Source organism: Streptomyces sp. NPDC054847 (genome assembly GCF_053610925.1).
In genome coordinates, this window is record NZ_JBSGZJ010000003.1 from 38,839 (window position 1) to 60,048 (window position 21,210).

The 21,210-nt window shown below is 72.0% G+C and carries 17 protein-coding genes; 11 read left to right on the forward strand and 6 right to left on the reverse strand.

Features of this window, described 5'->3' with window-relative positions; all coding sequences use genetic code 11:
• Window positions 1–29: 29 nt before the first annotated feature.
• Both ACWGH4_RS01410 and ACWGH4_RS01415 read left to right on the forward strand, forming a co-directional pair.
• Window positions 30–1,001 (forward strand): hypothetical protein, encoded by a 972-nt coding sequence (locus ACWGH4_RS01410; protein ID WP_441261317.1) that lies wholly within the window; start codon window positions 30–32, stop codon window positions 999–1,001.
• Between the two features lie 95 nt (window positions 1,002–1,096).
• On the forward strand, window positions 1,097–1,588 hold the full coding sequence (locus tag ACWGH4_RS01415) for a hypothetical protein (RefSeq protein WP_453454323.1): 492 nt from the start codon (window positions 1,097–1,099) through the stop codon (window positions 1,586–1,588).
• Between the two features lie 60 nt (window positions 1,589–1,648).
• Here the strand turns inward: ACWGH4_RS01415 and treZ are convergent, their stop codons facing one another.
• Complete coding sequence (gene treZ / locus ACWGH4_RS01420; RefSeq protein ID WP_453454342.1) at window positions 1,649–3,394, reverse strand: malto-oligosyltrehalose trehalohydrolase; 1,746 nt, start codon at window positions 3,392–3,394, stop codon at window positions 1,649–1,651.
• A 114-nt stretch (window positions 3,395–3,508) separates the two neighbouring features.
• Between treZ and ACWGH4_RS01425 the strand changes: the two genes are divergently transcribed.
• Window positions 3,509–4,879, forward strand: a complete 1,371-nt coding sequence (locus ACWGH4_RS01425; RefSeq protein ID WP_453454344.1) for a GH1 family beta-glucosidase — start codon at window positions 3,509–3,511, stop codon at window positions 4,877–4,879.
• A 48-nt stretch (window positions 4,880–4,927) separates the two neighbouring features.
• On the opposite strand, the gene ACWGH4_RS01430 is transcribed toward ACWGH4_RS01425, so the two are convergent.
• The gene (locus ACWGH4_RS01430; protein ID WP_453454325.1) at window positions 4,928–5,824 is read right to left on the reverse strand and encodes a GNAT family N-acetyltransferase; all 897 of its coding nucleotides are present in this window, start codon (window positions 5,822–5,824) and stop codon (window positions 4,928–4,930) included.
• A gap of 296 nt (window positions 5,825–6,120) precedes the next feature.
• Here ACWGH4_RS01430 and ACWGH4_RS01435 point away from each other — a divergent pair, with 296 nt between their 5' ends.
• Complete coding sequence (locus tag ACWGH4_RS01435) at window positions 6,121–6,669, forward strand: FHA domain-containing protein (protein ID WP_441261321.1); 549 nt, start codon at window positions 6,121–6,123, stop codon at window positions 6,667–6,669.
• A gap of 22 nt (window positions 6,670–6,691) precedes the next feature.
• Here the strand turns inward: ACWGH4_RS01435 and lpdA are convergent, their stop codons facing one another.
• Complete coding sequence (gene lpdA, locus ACWGH4_RS01440) at window positions 6,692–8,101, reverse strand: dihydrolipoyl dehydrogenase (RefSeq protein WP_453454327.1); 1,410 nt, start codon at window positions 8,099–8,101, stop codon at window positions 6,692–6,694.
• A 129-nt stretch (window positions 8,102–8,230) separates the two neighbouring features.
• Here lpdA and ACWGH4_RS01445 point away from each other — a divergent pair, with 129 nt between their 5' ends.
• The gene (locus tag ACWGH4_RS01445) at window positions 8,231–9,184 is read left to right on the forward strand and encodes a LysR family transcriptional regulator (protein WP_453454329.1); all 954 of its coding nucleotides are present in this window, start codon (window positions 8,231–8,233) and stop codon (window positions 9,182–9,184) included.
• Here ACWGH4_RS01445 and treY read toward each other — a convergent pair.
• Together treY and glgX are read right to left on the reverse strand one after the other, a co-directional pair.
• On the reverse strand, window positions 9,135–11,492 hold the full coding sequence (gene treY / locus ACWGH4_RS01450) for a malto-oligosyltrehalose synthase (RefSeq protein WP_453454331.1): 2,358 nt from the start codon (window positions 11,490–11,492) through the stop codon (window positions 9,135–9,137). The genes ACWGH4_RS01445 and treY overlap by 50 nt on opposite strands.
• Window positions 11,493–11,681: 189 nt before the next feature.
• Entirely contained in the window at window positions 11,682–13,805 is a 2,124-nt protein-coding gene (gene glgX / locus ACWGH4_RS01455; RefSeq protein WP_441261325.1) for a glycogen debranching protein GlgX, read from the reverse strand.
• 196 nt (window positions 13,806–14,001) lie between these two features.
• Here glgX and ACWGH4_RS01460 point away from each other — a divergent pair, with 196 nt between their 5' ends.
• The 3 genes from ACWGH4_RS01460 to ACWGH4_RS01470 all read left to right on the forward strand — a co-directional run bounded on the left by ACWGH4_RS01460 (window position 14,002) and on the right by ACWGH4_RS01470 (window position 16,964).
• A complete protein-coding gene (locus ACWGH4_RS01460) occupies window positions 14,002–14,724 on the forward strand; it encodes a transporter substrate-binding domain-containing protein (RefSeq protein ID WP_453454333.1) in 723 nt (240 codons plus the stop codon).
• 190 nt (window positions 14,725–14,914) lie between these two features.
• Window positions 14,915–16,150: an SAV2148 family HEPN domain-containing protein gene (locus ACWGH4_RS01465; protein ID WP_441261327.1), complete on the forward strand. Its 1,236-nt coding sequence runs from the start codon at window positions 14,915–14,917 to the stop codon at window positions 16,148–16,150.
• Window positions 16,151–16,241: 91 nt separating this feature from the next.
• Window positions 16,242–16,964 (forward strand): exonuclease domain-containing protein, encoded by a 723-nt coding sequence (locus ACWGH4_RS01470; RefSeq protein WP_453454335.1) that lies wholly within the window; start codon window positions 16,242–16,244, stop codon window positions 16,962–16,964.
• Here ACWGH4_RS01470 and ACWGH4_RS01475 read toward each other — a convergent pair.
• Window positions 16,961–17,812, reverse strand: coding sequence for a phosphotransferase enzyme family protein (locus ACWGH4_RS01475; protein WP_453454337.1), 852 nt, complete (start codon window positions 17,810–17,812; stop codon window positions 16,961–16,963). The two genes, ACWGH4_RS01470 and ACWGH4_RS01475, sit on opposite strands and share 4 nt — an antisense overlap.
• A 146-nt stretch (window positions 17,813–17,958) precedes the next feature.
• Here ACWGH4_RS01475 and ACWGH4_RS01480 point away from each other — a divergent pair, with 146 nt between their 5' ends.
• Genes ACWGH4_RS01480 through ACWGH4_RS01490 form a run of 3 tightly spaced genes read left to right on the forward strand, consistent with a single transcriptional unit; the run spans window position 17,959 to window position 21,031 of the window.
• Window positions 17,959–18,888, forward strand: coding sequence for a carbohydrate ABC transporter permease (locus ACWGH4_RS01480; protein ID WP_453454338.1), 930 nt, complete (start codon window positions 17,959–17,961; stop codon window positions 18,886–18,888).
• A complete protein-coding gene (locus ACWGH4_RS01485; RefSeq protein ID WP_453454339.1) occupies window positions 18,885–19,727 on the forward strand; it encodes a carbohydrate ABC transporter permease in 843 nt (280 codons plus the stop codon). The genes ACWGH4_RS01480 and ACWGH4_RS01485 overlap by 4 nt, the downstream gene beginning before the upstream one ends.
• Entirely contained in the window at window positions 19,727–21,031 is a 1,305-nt protein-coding gene (locus ACWGH4_RS01490; protein WP_453454340.1) for an ABC transporter substrate-binding protein, read from the forward strand. Before ACWGH4_RS01485 ends, ACWGH4_RS01490 begins: the two co-directional genes overlap by 1 nt.
• Window positions 21,032–21,210 lie beyond the last annotated feature (179 nt).

Sequence of the window (21,210 nt, forward strand, 5' to 3'; positions counted from 1 at the left end):
CAGTGACAGGCGAGCGGAGGGCGGTTGACGTGGGGTTGTTCCGGCGAGGGCCGAAGCGTGACGGACGCGATGCGCCCCGGGACCCCGAGTTCTCCTTCTTCTCCGCCGACGAGGGGGCGAGGTTCCGCGCCCAGGTCCGCGAGGCGTTCGCCGAGCAGGGCCTCGAGGTGACCGTCTACACCGACATGGTCTCCGACAGCGCCGGCCGGCAGTTCGGCCTCGGCAACCTCGCCGCCGTGTGCCACAACGACGAACGCGGACCCCGCGTGTGGCCCGAACTGATTCACCAGCACGTCGGCATGGTGCTGCGCACCATGGACGCGCCGTCCGCGCTGGAGACCCTGCCCGCCGAACAGATCCGCGCCCAGCTCTACCCCCGTGTCGTCGGCGCCGAGGGACTCGACCCGCGGAGCTTCGCGTACGCCCGTACCGTCGCCCCCGGCCTGTACGAGATCCTCGCGCTCGACCTCCCCGAGAGCGTCATGATGCTCACCGACGAGGCGCTCGAACCCCTCGGCGACCTCCCCTATCTGCGCGACCAGGCGCTTTACAACCTCCGCGGACTGCCCGTCGAGGCGCACGAGACCGTCAAGGACTCCGAGGGCATGCGCTTCGAGGTCGTGCTCGGTGACTCCTTCTACACGGCGAGCCGGGTCCTGACCCTGGAGACGCTGGTACGGCAGGTCACCGGGGAGGAGCTGACCGCGGACGGCGCCCTGGTGGCCATGCCCTTCCGGCACCAGCTCGCCTTCCACGCCATCCACGACACCGGCCTGCTCCCCGCCCTCAACGCGATGGCCGCCTTCGCAGCCACGGGGTACGAGGACACGCCCGGCGCCATCAGCCCTTACGTCTACTGGTGGCACGGCGGCACGCTCACCCAGCTGAGCGACCGCGACGAGGACGGCGAGGGTCTGCAGATCATGATCGGCGAGGAGTTCCAGGAACTGCTCGAGCGGCTCGTCGCCAAGGAGGAACGGCCCCCCGGCGACGAGAACTGAGCCGGGCCGGCCACGCCGGCGGCCGGGTCACCCATGTCGGTGATTCCAGTGGCGCCCGCGCAGGTCACAGGCGTGTTCTCCGGCAGGGTTGGCGGATGCGCACTCCCCGGATCCTGGCCTCCCTCGCTCTTCTCCTGCTCGGTGTGACCGGCTGTGTGGCCGTGCCGACGGCCCCACGGCCCGCACCGGCGCCGAGCCTGGCCCCGGCCGGCGACCGGTCGCCGGCGCCCGTCGTGCCGGGCCGGGTCGTCCAGCCGTCGGCGCGCGAGGCACTGGCCTCCACCGGTCCCGAGGAGCGCCCGAAGGGCAAGGCGAAGGAGCGGGGCGGTCCGAAGGCTCAGGGGGAGGGCAGGAAGGCGGCGGAGGAGCCCGTCCGGCAGTTGCGGCCGCGGCGCCCCGCCGCGGGCCCCGCGCGTGCCGTCCCCGTGCGGCCCGAGCGGCCGACGCAGCGCCCCGCGCCCCGTCCCCGGCCGCCGCGGCCCCGCACGAGCTACGACATGCGCAGCCTGTGCGAGGCCTCCGACGGGGTGACGCACGCCGACGTCACCGCCCTGTGCCGCGGCTCGTACGGCTCCGGCCGGCGCTGACGGTGCCGCTGCCGCACGGACCGGACCCCGGCGGCCCGGCACGGCCGGGCGCGACGGCCTTCAGGAGTCGGCGAGTACCGCACAGCTCTGCGGCGGCAGGTGCAGCACCCCGTCCCCCTCCGGCGGGACGACGTCGCCCCACGCCGCCGCGATCCGGCCGCCGCCGCCCAGCGGGATGGCGGCGGTCTCCTTGGCGAAATTGACCGCCACCCGCAGATCGCCCCGCCGGTACGCCAGCCAGCGGGCCTGCTCGTCGAAGGCCACCTTCACCGCCGCCAGGTCCGGGTCCGACAGGTCCGGCAGCGCGCGGCGCATGGCGATCAGTTCGCGGTACCACTCCAGGAGCCGGGCGTGCGGCTCCCGCTCCCGCTCCGACCGGTCCAGGCACGAACGCTCCCGGGTGGCAGGGTCCTGCGGGTCCGGCACCTGCTCGGCCGACCAGCCGTGCGCCGCGAACTCCCTCCGCCTGCCCGCCCGTACGGCCTCCGCCAGCTCCGGGTCGGTGTGGTCGGTGAAGTACTGCCAGGGCGTCGAGGCGCCCCACTCCTCGCCCATGAAGAGCATGGGCGTGTACGGGCCCGTGAGCACCAGTACCGCCGCGCAGGCCAGCAGACCGGGGGAGAGGGTGGCGGAAAGGCGGTCGCCGAGAGCCCTGTTGCCGATCTGGTCGTGCGTCTGCGCGTATCCGAGGAAACGGTGCGCGGGCGTATTGACCACGTCGACCGGGCGGCCGTGCGTCCGGCCGCGGAAGGCCGAGTACGTGCCGTCGTGGAAGAAGCCGCGGGTCAGAGTCTTCGCGAGAGCGGCCATCGGCGCACGGGCGAAGTCCGCGTAGTAGCCCTGCGACTCGCCCGTCAGAGCGGTGTGCAGGGCGTGGTGGAAGTCGTCGTTCCACTGGGCGTGCAGCCCGATGCCGCCCTGCGTGCGCGGCGTCGTCGTCCGCGGGTCGCACCGGTCCGACTCGGCGATCAGGAACAGCGGGCGGCCGAGGTCCCCGGCGAGCCCGTCGACGGCGGCGGACAGCTCCTCGAGGAACGTCAGCGCCCGGTCGTCGGCCAGCGCGTGCACCGCGTCCAGCCGCAGCCCGTCGAGACGGTAGTCGCGCAGCCAGGCCAGGGCGCTGCCCAGCAGATAGGCGCGCACCTCGTCCGAGCCGGGTGCGTCCAGATTGACCGCGGAACCCCACGGAGTGTGGTGGGTGTCGGTGAAGTACGGGCCGAACGCGGGCAGATGATTGCCGGACGGGCCCAGGTGGTTGTGCACCACGTCGAGGACCACGCCGAGACCGTGCCCGTGCGCGGCGTCGACGAAGCGCTTGAGCGCCTCCGGCCCGCCGTAGGGCTCGTGGACCGCCCAGGGCGACACCCCGTCGTAACCCCAGCCGTGGACACCGGGGAAGGAGCACAGCGGCATCAGTTCCACATGCGTGACGCCCAGCTCGGCCAACTCGCCCAGCTTCTCCGCGGCGGCGTCGAGCGTCCCCTCTGTGGTGTACGTGCCGATGTGCAGCTCGTACAGGACCGCGCCCTCCAGTCCGCGCCCCGGCCAGTCCCGCCGCCAGCCGTACCGGTCCTGGTCGAAGACCGCGCTGGGGCCGTCCGGGCCGTCGGGCTGCCGGCGGGAGCGGGGGTCCGGCCGTACGGGGCCCCCGTCCAGCGAGAAGCCGTAGCGCGCCCCGTCCTCCGCCGGCGCCTCCGCGACCCACCATCCGTCCCGCCCCTGCGCGCGCTCCATCGGGTGCTCGGCACCCTCCAGCCACAGAGTGACCCGCTCCTCGGCGTTCGGCGCCCACACCTCGAACAGCAGCACTGGCGTCCCCTCGTCGTCGATGGCCATCGACCCATGTTCCGTCCCCACATCCTGGCAAGACCAAGGTCTTCAGGCGGTGTGCTTGGGCCATTAAGGTCACGAACCATGTCGATGCCGCAGGAACCGATGGAGCCGATGCCCGCCTTTCCGCCCGGCTTCCTGTGGGGAGCCTCGGCGTCCGCCTTCCAGACCGAAGGCGCGGCCGACGCCGACGGCAAGGGACCGTCGGGCTGGGACGCCTTCGCCGCCCGGGGCCGTATCAAGGACGGCTCCGACGCCGCCCGCGGCACCGGCTTCCACGAGCGCTACCGCGAGGACGTCGCCCTGCTCGCCGGGCTGGGAGCGGACGCGTTCCGCTTCTCGGTGAGCTGGCCGCGGGTCGTGCCCGGCGGCAGCGGTCCGGTCAACGCGCGGGGCCTCGACTTCTACGACCGGCTCGTCGACGAACTCTGCGCCCACGGCATCACCCCGGCACCCACCCTCTACCACTGGGACACCCCGCTCCCGCTCGAGGAGGCCGGCGGCTGGCTCCGGCGGGACACGGCCCTGCGGTTCGCCGACTACGCCTCGGCCGTCGCACAGCGGCTCGCCGATCGCGTCCCCTTGTGGATGACCCTGAACGAACCGGCCGAGGTCACCCTCCTCGGTTACGCGCTCGGCGAGCACGCCCCCGGGAAGCAACTGCTCTTCGACGCTCTGCCGGCCGCCCACCACCAACTGCTCGCCCACGGGCTCGCCGTGACGGCCCTGCGGGCCGCCGGAGCGCGGAGCGTCGGGCTCGCCGTCTCCCACTCGCCGGTGTGGACGGCCGGGGACAGCGAGGAGGACCGATTCGCCGCCGAGCTGTACGACACGATCACCAACCGGCTGTTCGCCGATCCGCTCCTCACCGGCGCCTATCCCGACGAGAACTTCGCGTCGCTGATGCCCGGTCCGGTCGCCGACGATCTCACCGTCATCGCCCAGCCGCTCGACTTCTACGGCGTGAACTACTACCACCCGATGCTCGTGGGCGCCCCCGCCGACGACGCCCCGGGCGGCTTCGCGGGAGTGGGCATGCCCGCCGGACTCCCCTTCGGGCTGCGGGACATCGACTGCGAGGAACGCACCGACTTCGGCTGGCCCGTCGTCCCCGACGGACTGCGGGAACTGCTCGGGTCACTCGGCGGACGCTACGGCGACCGGCTGCCGCCCGTGATCATCACGGAGAACGGCTGCTCCTACGACGGCCTCGACGACCGGCGCCGCATCGCCTTCCTCGACGCCCACCTGCGCTCCCTGCACCGGGCCATGGGCGAGGGGGCCGATGTCCGCGGCTACTTCACCTGGTCGCTCACCGACAACATCGAGTGGGTCGAGGGTGCGTCCCGGCGCTTCGGTCTCGTCCACATCGACTACGAGACGCTGCGGCGCACGCCGAAGGCGTCCTACCACTGGTACCGGGACATGATCGCCGCGCAGAAGGGCGAGTCGGACCACTGACCGTCCCCGCAGGGGCGCCCGCGACGCGGACACCCCTGCGGCGCGTGGTCAGTTCCGGGGCGCGGGCACGAAGTGCACCCGTTCCTGGACGACCGGGTGGCCGGCCTTGGTGAAGTTCGCGGCCATGGGGAAGTTCCCCTGGTCGGTGGCGCCGGCGATGAACTCGGCGCCCTGTTCCGCGAGGAAGTGCGTGCACTCCGCCAGCAGGTCGTACGCGTATCCGTGGCCGCGGTGCTCCGGTACCACCCCGATGAAGCCGACGCACGGCCCCGACGGGTTGCGTGCGGGGATGTGGATGCCCACCAGGTCGCCGTCCGGGGTGTGGGCGACCTGCCACCATTCACGGGGGGACGGGCACCAGTTGAAGAAGTCAATCTCCTCCTGCGCGGCCTTGTCGAGGCCGCCTTCCGCGACCGCCCGCAGCGCGTGGGCGTCCAGCGTCACGGAGTGGATGCGGCGCAGCGCCTCGAAGAACACGGCGTCGTCCGGCTCCGGGCGGAACACCAGCCGCCCGGGCCGCTCCGGCAGCCCGCATCCGGGCGTCCACCGGTACTGGTACCGCTCGACCAGCACCTCCATGCCGGCGGCCTTCGCCGCCGTCATACGGGCCTCACCGGCCGCGCGGACGGCCGCGTCGTCGCGCCAGCCGGCGGGGAGGATCAGTTCGTACTCGACCTGGAAGGGGGAGGTGCGCAGCAGTTCGGCGCCCGCCTCCTCCTCGCCCTCCGCGACGTCGAACCAGTTGACGTTGACGGGTGACGTGTCGTCGGGGCCGCCCCACCAGGCGGCCCTGGCGACCACCTTGCCGTCACGCAGCGCCACCCGCTTCCAGTCGGGGCGGTGCGTCGCGCGGGAGAGGGCCCGGCCCACGCCGAGCGGGTCGGGCAGGGTGCCGAAGAGATGTGCGTCGCTCTCACCGAGCGCGCGGATGACCGTGTCGGTCATGAGGATGTCCTCCGGAAGAGATGCTTGCGCGCTCCCGGTCAGACTGCGGACGCCGGGCGGACGGGACGGGAGCGCGGGAACGGTGTGGTGTACACGGCACTCGCCTCCTTCCGTCGTTTGTGGCGTGATCGTCACAATAGGGGGCCGGCCGGCGGCCCGTCCAGCTCTTTCCGGCACGCGCCAGGGGCGGAACCGGCCGCCACTGTGCCGGAATTGATGCTTCCGTGCAGGTCAGGGCGGGCTCGGAAACCGCTTCGTCTGGACACCTCGGGGCCTTCGGGCCGACAATCTGGAACGTGACGTCCTCCTTCGAGTCCAACACGTACCCCGCTCGGCTCTCCGATGCCGAGCGTGAGCGTGTCCTCGACGTGCTGAGAGAGGGCGCGGCCCAGGGCAGGCTGTCGCACGAGACGTTCGTGCAACGCATGGAACTGGCCTTCGCCGCACGCCGCACCGAGGAACTGGACGCCCTCACCGCCGACCTGGTCGACAAGGGCCGCTGGTCGCGCCGGCTCTACCGCGCGGTCGGCAAGGTCTCGGCGTTCTCCGTCCGGCTGCGCCGGGCCTGGCAGGCGGAGAAGCTGCCGCCGCTGCTCCTGCCCGAGCCCGGCCCCTATCCGCTCCGGATCGGCCGCGACCCGGCCAACGGCCTGCGGCTCAGCCACGACACCGTCTCGCGCCTGCACGCAGAACTGAGCCACCAGGGCACCATGTGGGTTCTGCGCGACCTCGGCTCGACGAACGGCACCACGGTCAACGGCCGCCGGGTGACCGGCTCGATCGTCGTCAACGACGGGGACATGGTGGGCTTCGGCAGCGTCAGCTACCGCCTCACCGCCCGCTGACCCCGCGGCCCCACCACCGGCCCTACTGCTGGTGCAGTGCGCGGCCCGCGAGCGTCAGGAACGCCTCGCCGACCGCCTCCGACAGGGTCGGATGCGGGTGGATGTGGGCGGCGACGTCGGAGGGTTCCGCGTCCCAGCCGACGATCAGCTGGCTCTCGGCGATCATCTCGGAGACGTGCGGGCCCACGAGATGGACGCCGAGCACCCGGCCGCCGCGCTCGGCGACGATCTTCACCATCCCGCCCTGCCCGTGCACCATGCCCTTGGCGACCGCCGTCAGCGGCATCGTGTTGACGTCCACCTCGAAGCCGGCGGCCCGGGCCTCGGCCTCGCCCAGTCCCACGGAAGCCGTCTGCGGCGAGGAGTACGTGACCCGGGGGACGGCCGCGTAGTCCACGGGCCACGTGGGGAGACCGGCGAGCGCCTCAGCCGCCAACAGGCCCTCCGCGAACGACGCGTGCGCGAGACCGGGCGACGGCGGCGGCAGCAGGTCGCCCACCACATGGATCCCGGGGACCGCGGTCTCCAGGCGTGAGAAGTCGGCAGGGGCGACATGGCCGCGCGCGTCCGTCGTCAGACCGGCACCGGCCAGTCCGAGGCCGTCCGTCACCGGCTCGCGTCCCACCGCGACCAGCAGCCGCTCCGCCTCCACCGTGCGCGTCTCGCCGCGTGCGGTCCGTACCGTCGCCCGTACCCCGTCCTCCAGCACGGCCGTCTCGAGCAGCCGGGCGCCGGTCCGCACATCGATGCCGCGCTTCTTCAGACCACGCGTCAGATGGCGCGACACATCGGCGTCCTCCAGCGGGACCAGCCGTTCCGCCGCCTCCACGAGCACCACCGCCGCGCCCATGGAGCGGTGGAAGGACGCGTACTCGACGCCGATCGCCCCGCCGCCGAGCACCAGCACCGACCGTGGCAGCCCCGGTGCGAACAGGGCGTCGTCGCTGGTGACCACGCGCCGCCCGTCCGGCGCGAGACCGGGCACGGTACGCGGCCTGGAGCCGGTCGCGAGCACGACGCCGCGGCGCGCGGTCACCTCTCCGTGCCCCTCCACCCGCACGCTCCGCGTGCCCGTCAACCGCGCGGCTCCAAACAGTACTTCGACCCCGGCGTGTGAGAGATGGCCCGCCACGCCACGGTGGTTGCGGGACACGATGTCGTCCCTCGTCGCCACCAGAGCCTGCCAGTCGACGGAATCGACACTCGCCTTGACGCCCCAGCGTTCCCTGGCCTCCGCGATCCCGTCGACCAGTTCGGCGGCGTGCAGCATCGCCTTGCTGGGGATGCAGCCTCGGTGCAGGCAGGTGCCGCCCACCTTGTCGCGCTCCGCGAGCACGACCTCCAGACCGAGGGCCGCCGCCCGCAGCGCGGTCGAATAGCCGCCGGTCCCTCCGCCGATCACGATCACGTCGGTCTCACGGGTCTGTGTCATGGCTCCCACTGTCCGTTCCGCCCTTGCCATGAGTCCAAGGCAATGTTCTTGTGACATCGATGCACAGCGTCTATGGGAGATCGCGAGGATGTGTGCGGCGCCCGTTTCACAGGGTCTATGGAGGACGGCGTGAGCCTTCGGCAGATGGAGTACTTCCTCACCGTCGTCGAGGAGTCCTCCTTCACCCGCGCCGCCGAACTGCTGCACGTCACGCAGCCCGCCCTGTCGCACCAGATCAAGGCGCTCGAACGGTCCGTCGGCGGAGAGCTGCTGGAACGGCTGCCACGAGGAGTCCGGCTGACCCAGATGGGCCGGGCCTACCTGCCGCACGCCGAACTCGCCGTCCGCAGCGCCGCCCAGGCGCGACGCGCGGCCAGGGCGGCGGCGGGGGCGGAGGGCGGCGAACTGCACATCGCCGCGCTCCACGCGGTCGCGGTCGGTGTGCTCCCCGACCTGTTCGCCCGCTGGCGGCGCGAACACCCCGGCGTGGCGCTCGTCCTCCACGAATACGGCACGACCGAGGCCCTGGAGGAGCAGATCGAACGCGGCACCGCCGACCTCGCGGTGGGGCCCGCGCCACGGCACTGGCCGGGCCCGGTCGTCCCGTTCGACGAGGAGGAGATCGTGCTCGTCGTCCCCTTCGACGACGGCCTCGCGGGCCGCGCCTCCGTCCGACTCGAGGAACTGGCGGACCACACGTGGGTGCGCTGCGCGATGGAGCCGGAGGTGGAGGGCATGCGGTTCCTCGACTGGGCCTGCGGAAAGGCCGGCTTCCGGCCCCGCACGGCGGTGTGGACCCAGCACACCTCCTCCGCGGTACGGATGGCGGCGGCCGGGGTGGGGGTCGCTGCCGCGCCGGTGCACGTGGTGCGCGGAGCGGTGGGGGAGGACTGTGTGGTCCTCCCCGCGGACCCGCCGTGGCGGCGGGCACTGACGGTGTTCTCCCGGGTGGAACCGACGGGTGCGGCCGCGGCGTTCGTCGACCTGCTGACGGGCGGGCCCGCCGCGGGGGACGGGCCCGCGGGTCTGACTGCTACCGCACGCCGCCTTCCCGTACCAGCAGGGCCACCGGCCGGCGCGTGAACAGGTCGGACACGCGGACCGGGTCCCCGGTGAATTCCCGCTCCGGGGACAGGACGTCCGCCCACCGGCCCGCCGGCAGCGCCAGTTCCGTGTCCCGCCAGCCGCCCTCGCGCTCCAGCCGCAGCGACAGGCGCGTCACCGCCGTGACCACCTCGCCCGAGCGGCAGAACGCCACACAGTGGTCCGCCGCCGGCCCCTTTGCCGTGAGCGGGGTGTACGTCCCGGACGCGCCGAACACCTCGGGAGCGGCGCGACGCAGCCGCAGGGCCGCCGTGGTGAGCGCCATCTTCTCCGCGTCGAGCCCGTCAGGGGGCGGACCGCCGAACTCCACCGGGCGGCGGTTGTCAGGGTCGACCAGCGCCAGGAACTCACGCTCGGAGCCCTGGTAGACGTCCGGCACTCCCGGCATCGTCAGATGCAGCAGCGTCGCGCCGAGCACGTTCGCCCGCGCATAGGGGGCCAGCTCGTGGACGAACCGGGCGACGGAGTGCTGCGCCTGTCCCGCCGGACCGGCGTCGACGAACGCGGAGACCGCCTTCTCGTACGCCGCGTCCGGCTCCGTCCAGCTGGTCCGGAGCCCCGCCTCCCGCACGGCCTTGAGGAGCGCCGTCTCCAGGCGGCCGGCGTCGGGCACGGTGAAGCCGACCGCCGTCTGCCACACCGTCCACGCCACCAGCGGGTCGGGCGCGCTGCCGCCGGGCAGGCCCTCCGCCTCCTCGGTGATCTGCGCGAGGAAGTCGGCCCAGCGCTCCGGGCATTCGGAGAGCACCGCGACGCGCGCCCGGACGTCCGCGCTCCGCTTGGTGTCGTGCGTGGTCAGTACCGTGCCGGTCGCGGGCCGGTCGCGGACCAGCCCCGCGCAGTACGCGTGGAAGGCGTCGGGAGCGACCGCCGGATCGCCGGGGTCACCGCCGACCTCGTTCGCGGAGAGCAGCGGCCCGTACCGGTAGAACGCCTTGTCCTCGACGGACTTCGCCCGCAGCGCCGACGCGGTCTGGGCGAAGCGGGTGCGGAACGCCTCATGGACCGGTCCCGAGCCGAGACGTCCGAGGGCCAGGTCCCTGACCACGTCCACGGCCGCCGCCTCCTCCGGCACGGTGAACGTCTCCCTCGCGCCGGCCGCGGCCTCCTCCGTCAGCGCCGCCTCGTCCCCGACGCCGTACGGGCGGTAGACGGGAACGCGGACGAGCAGCTCCCGGATCGCCTTCCGCAGCGCCCACGGCGCGTGATCGCGCCGCCGGGGCCCGGCTGCGCACACCAGCCCGGCGAGGCGGACGAGTATCGCCGTCTCCGCCGCCAGCTCACGGGTCACGACCTCGTACGCGGCGTGCCGCTGAGTCGCCTCCCAGCGGCCGCCGAGCTCCTCGGGCGCCTCGGTGAACTGCTGGTGGTCCGCGGCGAGTTCGGCCGCGCCCACCGGATCGGTGAACACGCCGTCGATCTGCCGCAGGGCGTCGTACCCGGTCGTCCCGGCGACGGCCCAGCCGGCCGGCAGCGGTTCGGCGCCGGTGAGGATCTTCTCCACGACGATCCAGCAGTCCCCGCCGGTCGCCTCGTCGAGCCGCCGCAGATATCCCTCCGGGTCCGCGACCCCGTCCGGGTGGTCGACCCGCAGGCCGTCGACCACACCGTCCCGCACCAGCTCCACGATCTTGGCGTGCGTCGCGTCGAACACCTCCGGGTCCTCGACGCGGACGCCTATCAGCTCGGAGACGGTGAAGAACCGGCGGTAGTTGAGCTCGGTGCGGGCCAGCCGCCACCAGCAGAGGCGGTACCACTGGGCGTCGAGCAGTTCGGCCGGCGGTAGGTGGCCGGTCGTCCCCCGCAGCGGGAAGCGCTGCTCGCTGTAGTGCAGGACCTCGCCCTCGACGTGCATCTTGTCCATCTCGTCGCCGACGCGCCCCGCGAGCACCGGGAGCAGGATCTTCCCGTCACCCGCCTCCCAGTCGATGTCGAACCAGCGCGCGAACGGCGACCTCGGCCCCTCGCGCAGCACCTCCCAGAGTGCCCGGTTGTGGCGCGGCACAGCGGCCATGTGGTTGGGGACGATGTCGAGGACGATCCCGAGGCCGTGTTCCCTCGCCGTACGGGACAGCGCCCGCAGGCCCGCCTCGCCGCCCAGCTCCTCGCGGATCCGGCTGTGGTCGACCACGTCGTAGCCGTGCGTCGAACCTGGCACCGCCTCCAGCACCGGCGACAGATGCAGATGGGAGACGCCGAGCGCGGCTATGTGCGGCACGGCAGCGGCGGCGGCCGAGAACGGGAAACCGGGCTGGAGCTGGAGCCGGTACGTGGCGGTGGGCGTCATGCGAACATACGTACCCGGCCGGAGGGGTTCCTGCGCCCGGCCCCGGGGATGGTGTCGGCCGATCGGGTGAACTGCGGACCTGTGCGGGCGTGCCGTCGGGCCGGCGCTCGTGCGGCGTGCTCGGCGATGCGGGCGGGTGCGCCGGCGGCGGCGCGGGTGTGTCGTGCCCGCCCGCCGCCGTACCCCTGCCTAGGCGGGCCGTCGCAGCACCGTCATGCTCCGGCCGACCAGCCGCAGCTCGTCGCCCGCGGACACCATCGGGCCGTTGCCGGGCGGGACCCCCACCTTGCTCGCCGTGTCGACGACCACCTGCCACTCCTCGCCGTGGCTCACGGGCACCGTGAAGTCGAGCTCCTCCGCGCTCGCGTTGAACATCAGCAGGAACGAGTCGTCGGAGATCCGTTCGCCCCGCGGTCCCGGCTCGGAGATCGCGTGGCCGTTGAGGAAGACGGACAGCGCCTTGGCGTGCGCTGCCTGCCAGTCCCTGGCGACCATCTCGTCGCCCTGCGGGGTGAACCAGGCGATGTCGGTCAGCTCGTCGTGCGTCCCCTCCACCGGCCGGCCGTGGAAGAACCGGCGCCGCCGGAAGACGGGGTGGTCGCGCCGCAGCCACACCATCGTCTTGGTGAAGGCCAGGAGCGAACCCTCCTCGTCCTCGCCCGGCTCCGGCCAGTGGACCCAGGCGATCTCGTTGTCCTGGCAGTAGGCGTTGTTGTTGCCGCCCTGGGTGCGCCCGAACTCGTCGCCGTGGCTGAGCATCGGCACGCCCTGCGACAGCATCAGCGTCGCGATGAAGTTGCGCATCTGCCGCTCGCGCAGCTCCAGCACACCCTCGTCGTCGGTCTCGCCCTCCGCGCCGCAGTTCCACGACCGGTTGTGGCTCTCGCCGTCGCGGTTGTTCTCGCCGTTGGCCTCGTTGTGCTTGTCGTTGTAGGAGACCAGGTCGTGCAGGGTGAAGCCGTCGTGGCAGGTGGTGAAGTTGATCGAGGCCAGCGGGCGCCGCCCGTCGTCCTGGTACAGGTCGGAGGAGCCGGTCAGCCGGGACGCGAACTCGGCGAGCGTCCGCGGCTCGCCCCGCCACAGGTCGCGCACGCAGTCGCGGTACTTGCCGTTCCACTCGGTCCACAGCGGCGGGAAGTTCCCGACCTGGTAGCCGCCCTCGCCCACGTCCCAAGGCTCCGCGATCAGCTTCACCTGGCTGACCACCGGGTCCTGCTGGACCAGGTCGAAGAACGACGACAGCCGGTCCACCTCGTGGAACTGGCGGGCGAGCGTCGCGGCGAGGTCGAAGCGGAACCCGTCGACGTGCATCTCGGTCACCCAGTAGCGCAGCGAGTCCATGATCAGCTGGAGCACATGGGGACTGCGCATCAGCAGCGAGTTCCCGGTGCCGGTGGTGTCCATGTAGTACCGGCGGTCGTCCTCCATGAGCCGGTAGTACGACTCGTTGTCCAGGCCGCGGAAGGAGAGGGTGGGGCCGAGGTGGTTGCCTTCCGCGGTGTGGTTGTAGACCACGTCGAGGATGACTTCGATGCCAGCCTGGTGCAGGGCGCGCACGGCCTGCTTGAACTCGAGGACCTGTTCGCCGCGGTCGCCCCAGGAGGCGTAGGAGTTGTGGGGGGCGAAGAAGCCGATGGTGTTGTAGCCCCAGTAGTTGTTCAGCCCTGCGTCGACCAGCCGGTGGTCGTTGACGAACTGGTGCACCGGCATCAACTCGAGCGCGGTGACGCCCAGTTCCGTCAGGTGGGAGATCACGGCGGGGTGCGCCAGTCCGGCGTAGGTGCCGCGGAGCTCGGGCGGCAGCTCGGGGTGGAGCATGGTCAGGCCCTTCACATGGGCCTCGTAGATCACCGTCCGGTGGTAGTCGGTGCGCGGCAGCCGGTCGTCACCCCAGTCGAAGTACGGGTTGACCACCACCGACGTCATGGTGTGCGGTGCGGAGTCGAGGTCGTTGCGCGAGTCGGGCCGGCCGAAGTGATAGCCGTAGACCGACTCGTTCCACTCGATGGAGCCACTGATCGCACGCGCGTACGGATCGAGCAGTAGTTTCGCGGAGTTGCAGCGTTGCCCGCGCGCCGGCTCGTAGGGGCCGTGGACCCGGAAGCCGTAGCGCTGGCCGGGCATGATGCCCGGGAGATATGCGTGCCGCACAAAGGCATCGGTCTCCCGCAGCTCGACGGCCGTCTCCGAACCGTCGTCGTGCAGCAGACACAGCTCGATCCGGTGTGCGGCCTCCGAGTGCACCGCGAAGTTCGTGCCGGCGCCGTCGTACGTCGCGCCGAGGGGATACGCCTGTCCCGGCCAGACCTGCATAGATTCGACTCTTCCATTTCTGATCCGGGTAATGGGAGCTACTCGGACAAGATCCTCCCGCAAAGTGGGGCAAGCTCCTAGGACTTCGTACCCTCCTACCGGGTGACCGCTCGGAACAAGGACCGAAAAAGGCGGGGAGATGAGCCGATCGGGGGCCCCGCCGGGCCCGGCCGGCGGCGGGAATACACTCCGGCCCATGAAGACCGCGACTGCTGCCGTTGTCCAGGACCTCGCGCCGAGCGGCGTACTGCGGGCCTCCATCAACCTGGGGAACCCGGTACTGGCCAGGAGCACGCCCGACGGGCCGACCGGAGTCACCGTCGACCTCGCACGCGAGATCGGCGCCCGGCTCGGCGTACCGGTGGAACTGCTCTGCTTCGACGCGGCCCGGAAGTCGTACCGGGCCATGGCCGAGGGACACGCCGATCTCTGCTTCCTGGCCGTCGACCCCGCCCGTGAGGCCGAGGTCGCCTTCACGGCACCGTATGTACTCATCGAAGGTGTGTTTGCGGTGCCCGGCGACTCGGAGCTCACCACGGCCGCCGATGTCGACCGGCCCGGCGTGCGGATCGGGGTGAAGGAGGGATCCGCCTACGACCTCTTCCTCTCCCGCACCCTCCGGCACGCGAGCGTCGTCCGGGGGAAGGACGGGATCGACGAGTTCCGCGCCCAGGGCCTGGAGGCCGCCGCCGGCATCAGGCAGCCGATGACCGAATTCGTCGCCGCCCACCCCGGATTCCGGCTGGTCGACGGCAGATTCATGGAGATCGGGCAGGCGGTCGGCACCACCAGGAACCGCCGGCCGGAGACCGTCGGCTACCTACGGGACGTCGTCGAGGAGTTGAAGGCCGGTGGCTTCGTCGCCGAGGCGCTGAGGCGCGCCGACCAGCCCGACGACCTGGTCGCTCCGCCCGGATAGACACGGGTCTGTGAGGGGCCGGTGAACGTCAACGCTATGAATCCCCTCACTCCGGGAAGCCGGCTTCGAAGGGAACCAGGCGCATTGTTACGTGAGTTGGGGAATCTGCCGACGGATCCGGCTGCACCGGCTCCGGCGGCCGGAGTAGGCTTCCTTGATCGTTCAAGGGGGCAGGGAAGGCGGTGCGTGGGTGAGCTCGGGAGGGCTGGAGCTACCCCCCGGTGACACGGGTCACGAGGGGGGAGACTCCGCCGAGGTCCCGCCAGGAGCGGTCTCGCTCGCGCGGCCGATGGAGATCGGGGCGGAACTGGACTGGGGCGCGGACGCCTGGAGTGAGGTACGCACACGTGCCCAGCGGGCCGGGCGCGCCTACATCTGGCTGAATCTGGTGGAACAGCGGCTGCGCGCGGTGGTCGCCGCCGTGCTGCGTCCGATCTACGAGCCGGTGCACGGCGACGACTGGGTCGTCGCCGCGGCCGGCCCGGCCGGCCAGGAATGGGTGCAGCGGGCCGTCGCCGTCCGGGAGGTCTCCCGCCGCAAGGGTTATCTGCTGGACCCGGCGGACGACAACGTGCTGTCCTTCCTCACGCTGCCGCAGCTGCGCGAGCTGATGGTCCAGCACTGGCCCTGCTTCGAGCCGTACTTCGACGACCGGCGCGATGTCGAGCTGGCGCTCGACGAACTCGAGGTCGCCAGGAACGTCGTCTCCCGCAACCGCGCGCTCAACGAGGCCGTGCTCGCCCAGGCCGAGCGCGCCTCGTCCCGGCTGCTGGAGATACTCGGCAACGGCGCCGGGGTCCCCTCCGCCGAGCGGCTCCGCGTCGACGCGGTCGAGGACCTGGTCGGCGACCGGTACGCGGACGTCGTCTCCGTCCATCCCGACCGCGTCAGGCTCCAGCGCCAGCTGCCCGCGGAGGACCTCTTCGGCGGCGCGCGCCGCCTCGACGCGATCGGCATAGGACTGAACCTGCTGGTCCAGAACTTCTCCGGCCGAAGGCTCGTCCGGCTGGCCGAGTCGGGCTGCCGGGTCCGGCTGCTCTTCCTGAACCCGGCGAGCAGCGCCGTCAAGCGCCGTGAGCGCGAACTCGGCCTGAAGAAGGGCGAGCTGAGCCGCACGGTGGAGATGAACATCCTCCACATGCGGCGCGTCCGGTCCCGGCTGCGGGACCCGGGCGCCTTCGAGATCCAGGTCTTCGACGAGACCCCCCGCTTCACCGCCTACCTCGTCGACGGCGACGGGCCGGACGGCCTCGCCGTCGTCCAGTCCTACCTCCGCCGGGCCCGCGGCATGGAGGCCCCCGTGCTGGTGCTGCGGGGCGGCGGGCGTTCGGTCGTGCGTGCCGGACAGGACACCGAGACCGGGCTTTTCCAGACATATCGCGAGGAGTTCGAGTCGGTCTGGACCGATTCGCGTCCAGTGTCCTGAGTGCCCCGGTCCGAACCGGCTGTCAGTGGCCCGTGCGAGAGTGGTCGTCAACTGGGGGAAGCACCAACGCACCACACAGAAGGGGGCACCCATGTCCTGGCACCGCGAGCTGCTCGTCGGCTTCGATCTGGAGACGACGGGGACCGATCCGCTCGACGCACGCATCGTCACCGCGGCCGTCGTCGAGCTGCGGGCCGGCGAGCCGGTGCGGAGCCACGGCTGGATGGCCGACCCGGGGATAAGCATTCCGGCGCAGGCGTCCGCGATCCACGGCATCAGCAACGAGCGGGCGTCCGCGGAGGGCCGGCCCGCGCGCGAGGTGGTCGAGGAGATCGCCGGCACGCTGACCGCCCACTGGCGGCAGGGGGTCCCGGTCGTCGCGTACAACGCCGCCTTCGACCTGACGCTGCTGGCGGCCGAGCTGCGGCGGCACGGCCTGCCCTCGCTCGGCGAGCGGCTGGACGGCCGACCGATCGGCCCCGTCATCGACCCGTACACGATCGACCGGGCGGTCGACCGCTACCGCAAGGGCAAGCGCACCCTCGAAGCGGTCTGCGTCGAATACGGCGTGGTGCTCGGCAGCGCGCACCACGCCGATGCCGACGCCCGCGCCGCGGTCCTGGTGGCCTGCGCGATAGCCGAGCGGCACGCCGCGGTGGCCTCCCTCACCGTCGCGGAGCTGCACGAACGACAGGTCGACTGGTACGCGGAGTGGGCGGTCGGCTTCCAGAGCTTCCTGCGCCGCAAGGGCACCGCCGACGCGGTGATCGACACCTCCTGGCCGATGCGGGAGCCGGCGCCGGTCGTCGGCTAGAAGGGGTACCAGCGCGCCTCGGGGTCGTCGTCGCGCAGGGAGGTCACCCGGCGGCGGAATTCGGCCAGTGCCTTGGGGTTGGCCGGTGCGTGCTGGGCGACCCAGGCGCAGCTGGCCGTCTCGCGGGCGCCGCGCAGGACGGCGCAGCCCTCCCACTCCCGCACGTCCCAGCCGTAGGCGCCGGCGAACGCGTCGTACGCCTCGGCGGGCAGGCCGTAGCGGTCACGGGACAGGGCCATGACCACCAGGTCGTGCTCGCGCAGGTCCGACGAGACGGTCTCCAGGTCGACCAGGACCGGACCGTCCGGGCCCACGAGGACGTTGCGGGGGAGCGCGTCACCGTGGATCGGGCCCGGCGTGAGGTGCGGGGTGAGACCGGCCGCGGCGGCTTCGAACCCGTCGCGACGCTCCCGCAGATACGCGGCGTCGGCCGGATCGATCGCGTCGCCCGCCAGACGCAGCCAGCGTTCGACACCGCCGAGCAGCTCCCGGCGGGGCAGCCCGAAGGAAGGGGCGGGGAGCGCGTGGAAGAGGCGCAGCAGTTCCGCGAGGTCGGCCGGCCCCGCCGGCCGTACGGCGTCGGGCAGCCGGTGCCACACCGTCACCGGGTGACCGTCGACCAGCCGCGCCACGGGTTCGGCGGCCCGTACCGCCGGCACCCCGGCGCTCGCCAGCCAGCCGGCGACCGCTAGTTCCCGCTCGGCCCGCGGCAGCGTCTCGGCGTCCCGGCCGACCTTCACCACCGCCCGGTCCGCCGCGAACACGGCATTCTCGCCGAGCGCCAGCAAGGCCGCGTCCGCCGGGAAACCGGCTGCCGTCAGCACCTCGCGTGCCCGTGTCTCGTCCATCGTCCTCTCCCAGCACCGTCGTGAATCCGACAAAGTCTCGCATCCGTGCAGGTCGCCTTGACGAACCGACGGCCCGTCAGCACGATGACGGGGGCCGCCGGGGCGGCCGGACAATCCATGACCAGCCGCCCGAAGGAGTCGAATACGTGATATCGGCGACCGCAACGGCGCGGTCCGGGAAGAAGGCGGCCCGGAGCACCGGGAGAGCGGTGGACCACGGGGCCTGGTTCCTCGTCCTGCCCGCGCTGATCCCCATCCTGGTGCTGAGCGTGGGACCGCTGCTCTACGGCATCTCGCTGGCCTTCACCGACGCCCAGGCCGGGCGCACCGAACCCACCGAATGGATCGGCACGCTCAACTTCCAGGACCTGCTCCACGACACACTCTTCTGGGAGTCGTTCAGGATCGGTCTGCTGTGGGCGGTCGGGGTGACCGTCCCGCAGTTCCTGCTCGCGCTCGGCCTCGCCCTGCTGCTCGACCAGCGGCTGCGGCTGCGCTGGCTCGCCCGGGCGCTGGCGATCGTCCCGTGGGCGATGCCCGAGGTCGTCGTCGGCATCATGTGGCGGCTCGTCTACAACCCCGACGCGGGCATCCTCAACGAGACCCTGCGGGACCTGGGCCTGGGCGGCGGACACGACTGGCTCACCGGCCTCGCCACCGCCCTGCCGGCGGTGATCGTCGTCGGGATCTGGGCCGGCATGCCGCAGACCACCGTCGCGCTGCTCGCCGGACTGCAGAACACCCCGCACGAACTGCATGAGGCGGCCGCCCTCGACGGCGCGGGTGCCTGGCGCCGGTTCCGTACCGTCACCTGGCCGGCGATCAGACCGGTCGCGCTCGCCGTCACCGCCCTGAACTTCATCTGGAACTTCAACGCCTTCGCGCTGGTGTACGTGCTCACGAGCGGCGGTCCGGGCGGCCGGACCCGGCTGCCGATGCTGTTCGCCTACGAACAGGCCTTCCGCTACGGCCAGTTCGGGTACGCGGCGGCGATGGGCTGCGTCATGGTCGCGCTCATCTCGGTGATGCTCGCCTTCTACCTGGTGGGACGGCTCAAGGGAGGCGAGGACGCATGACGGCTCTGCGTACCGGCAGGGCGGGGCGCGCCGGACAGTACGCCGCGCTCCTCGGCTATCTGGTCTTCCTCGCCTTCCCGTTCCTGTGGCTGATCTCCACGGCGTTCAAGCCGCCGCGCGAGCTGGGGTCGCTGCACCCCACGTGGATCCCGGTGAACCCGACGCCGGCGAACTTCCGGCAGGCCTTCGACGAACAGCCGCTGCTCCAGGCCGCCGGCAACAGTCTGGTCGCGGCCCTCGCCGCCGCGCTGATCGCGGTGGTGATCGCGACCCCCATGGCGTACACGATGGCCCGCCGCCGCGGCCGGCTCACGACGGCGGCGACAGGCTGGGTCGTGGTCAGCCAGGCCTTCCCGTTCGTCCTGGTGATCATTCCGCTGTTCCTGGTCCTGAAGAACCTCCAGCTGATCAACACCCTGTCCGGCCTGATCTTGGTGTACGTCGTCTGGTCGCTGCCGTTCGCGCTGTGGATGCTCGTCGGCTATGTACGGGCGGTGCCACGCGAGTTGGAGGAGGCGGCGGCGGTGGACGGCGCGGGCCGGCTCCGTACGCTGGTGTCGGTCACCGCGCCGCTGCTGGCGCCGGGCATCGTCGCCACCGCGCTGTTCGCGTTCATCACCGCCTGGAACGAGTTCTTCTTCGCGCTCGTCCTGCTCAAGACGCCGGAGAAGCAGACCCTGCCGGTCGTGCTGACCCACTTCCTCGGCGCGGAGGGCGTCGCCGACCTGGGGCCGCTCGCCGCGGCCGCGTTCCTCGCGACGATCCCCTCACTCGTCATCTTCGCGATCATCCAGAAGCGGATCACGGGCGGCATGCTGGCCGGGGCGGTGAAGAGCTGATGCGCACACGCAGCACACGGGGCCGGCTGTTCGCGGCCGCCGCCGCGTTCGCCCTGCTGATGACGGGCTGTTCGGACGGCCCCGCCCGCGACGACGGCACGATCAGGCTCCGCTTCCAGTCGCTCGCCTGGCAGAAGGAGTCCGTCGACGCCAACAAGGAACTGGTGAAGGAGTGGAACGCCGCCCACCCCGACGTGCAGGTCGAGTACGTCCAGGGCAGCTGGGACAGCGTCCACGACCAGCTGCTCACCTCCTTCGAGGGCGGTGAGGCGCCCGACATCATCCACGACGCCTCCGACGACCTCGCCGACTTCGCCTACGGGGGCTATCTCGCGGACCTTACAGAGCTGCTGCCCGAGCGCCTGATGACCGACATTCCGCGGCACAGCTGGGAGACCACGACCTTCGGCGACGGCGTGTACGGCGTCCCGTTCCTCCAGGAACCGCGCGTGCTGATCGCCAACACCGAGATTCTCGAATCGTCCGGGGTCCGGATCCCCACGGCCGACAGGCCGTGGAGCTGGGAGGAGTTCCGTCAGGTCTCCAAGGACCTGACGCAGAGGATGGGCAAGGGGAAGTACGCCGTCGCGTGGCCGCTCAAGGAACCGGTGTCCGTCACGCTCAACCTGGGTCTTTCTGCGGGCGGCAGGCTGTTCCACCGGGGGCAGGACGGCAAGGTCACCATCGACTTCAGGGACGGCGACGGCGTCGTGCCCGGCACGATCCACGATCAGGTCAACGTCGACAAGAGCGCCTCACGCAGCACGCTGGGCATGGGCGGGTCGGACACCCTGCCCGGCTTCTTCGGCGGCAAGTACGCCATGGTCCCGCTGGGCTTCTCGTACCGGCAGCAGATCGCCCAGCAGGCGCCGGAGGGCTTCCGGTGGACGGTCCTGCCCGCGCCCGCGGGGCCGGGCGGGCCCGCCCAGGGGGTCAGCCCGCAGACGCTCTCCGTCGCGCAGGACAGCGCCCACAAGAAGGAAGCGGCGCAGTTCATCGACTTCATGCTGCGCCCGCAGAACATGGTCCGGCTGGCCAGGGGCGACTGGATGCTGCCGACGGGCCAACAGGCCCTTCGTGACCCGGCCCTGCACACCGAGAAGGACGGCTGGGCGACCGGCGCGGATCTGGCCCGGCATCTGCGGTCGGCCCCCGCCCAGTCGGTGCGCGGCTACCCGGAGTGGAAGGACAAGGTGGCGACACCCGCGTACCAGGAGTACTACAGCGGTGCGATCGACGAGAAGGAGCTGAAGGAGCGGCTGGTGAGGGACGGGAACCTGGTGCTGGCCCGGTATCAGCGCTGAGGCCGGGGCCTCGTGCCGCGTCGGCACATGGGTCCCGCCGGAGCCGGCTCCGTCCGCCGGGCGGCTCCGGCACGGCCAACTGGACCGTCCCCCGGCATCGGCGCCGGCCGGCTTGCGGCGCGGTCCCGCTCGGCAGCGCGGTCACGGCGGTGGTCACGGCGGACGGCGCGGTTCACGAC